Raw genomic sequence first — 639 nt, 5'->3', positions numbered from 1 at the left:
TTTTGTGCTATTCTATAAATTTCTTCTGCCGGATTGAGATCTCTTTGTGCACAAGTCGCTACAAGCGCATGCAATTGATCTCTTATAATCGCATCTATTGTGTTTTGTTGTCCATACTCAGGATAAAGTGATGACCAAGAACTCAATTCCTTTGCGCGTGCCTCATAAAGAAAATTTGCCGCGGCATCAAAATCACTGGATTTATTTTGAAACGACTTAACAGAATTATTAAAAAATTCACCAAGACGCATATCGTGCTGCTGCTGTTCCTCAGCTTGTCTTAGCGCTTCTTTCTGTTCCCTAATATACGCATCTTGCTTTTGAATCTTATCTAACATCCACGCCACTAAACGAACAGGGTCCTCACGTAGGTCTGGGGGTGCATTTTCACCTTCAACCATTGGCGTCTGGGATTGGGGTTCATAAAACTTTACAAGCGCTTCACGGGCTTGTTTGGCTTGTTGCTCCATACGCTGCTGTTCTATACTAGGAACAATCTCTGAAGGCTTTTCAACGGGCTGCACAACCGGCTCTGGAGACGTAATGTCATCATTATCAATCGTTTCACCATCATAAGTGCCAGCATCAAAAGAGCTCTCATCATCAAAGACCGGTGCTCCAACTCTGTAATCTTCATTC

Annotated in this window: 1 protein-coding gene; it reads right to left on the bottom strand. The window is 42.7% G+C overall.

The window, feature by feature from the left end; translation table 11 throughout:
- On the bottom strand, window positions 1-639 hold a 639-nt coding region (locus ACFILO_RS09685; RefSeq protein ID WP_375678235.1), incomplete at both ends, for a hypothetical protein.

This window comes from Bartonella sp. AP72JLCBS (assembly GCF_042195705.1).
Taxonomy (GTDB): Bacteria; Pseudomonadota; Alphaproteobacteria; order Rhizobiales; family Rhizobiaceae; genus Bartonella.
This window is presented reverse-complemented; position numbering and strand designations above follow the sequence as displayed.